Below are 711 nucleotides of genomic sequence, written 5' to 3'. Positions count from 1 at the left end.
CCGTGGTCGGCACCATGGCGGCGCTGGCCGGGCGCAAGGCGAAGGTCAACGCCGTGGGCGTGGTGGGGCTGGTGGAAAACATGCTGTCCGGCAACGCCCAGCGCCCGGGTGACGTGGTGCGCACCGCCGCCGGCCAGACGGTGGAAGTGCTCAATACCGATGCGGAGGGCCGGCTCGTGCTGGCCGATGTGCTGTGGTACACCCAGGACCGTTTCAGCCCGCGTCTCATGGTCGACCTCGCCACGCTGACGGGAGCGATCGTGGTCGGGCTTGGCCATGAGCGCGCGGGCCTGTTCTCGAACAGCGATGAACTGGCGGCCAACCTGTCCGGCACGGGCGAGGCGACGGGGGAGAAGCTGTGGCGCATGCCGCTGGACGCCGCCTACCTTGAACGCCTGCGCTCCGACATCGCGGATCTCAAGAACATCGGCGGCCGTCCCGGCGGGTCGATCACGGCGGCGAAGTTCCTTGAATGCTTCGTGAACGACGTGCCATGGGCGCATCTGGACATCGCGGGGGTGGCGTTCACCACCAAGGCGACATCGCACGCGCCCAAGGGGGCGACGGGCTTTGGCGTGCGCCTGCTCGACCGCATGGTCGGCACGTATTACGAGGGGTGATACCTGCCCCGCGTGGCAGGTCAGGACAGGACAGGGAACTCCATGGCGCAGATCGGCTTCTATCACCTGACGCGCTCTCCGGCGGTGGAAG

The 711-nt window shown here is 68.1% G+C and carries 1 pseudogene; it reads left to right on the top strand.

Features of this window, described 5'->3' with window-relative positions:
- A pseudogene (locus JCM25156_RS19215) lies at positions 1-620 on the top strand (leucyl aminopeptidase); the annotation flags it as partial.
- Positions 621-711 lie beyond the last annotated feature (91 nt).

The sequence above is a fragment of the Komagataeibacter kakiaceti JCM 25156 genome, assembly GCF_000613305.1.
Note: the sequence above shows the minus strand (reverse complement) of the source record. Positions and strands in the feature narration are given on the sequence as shown.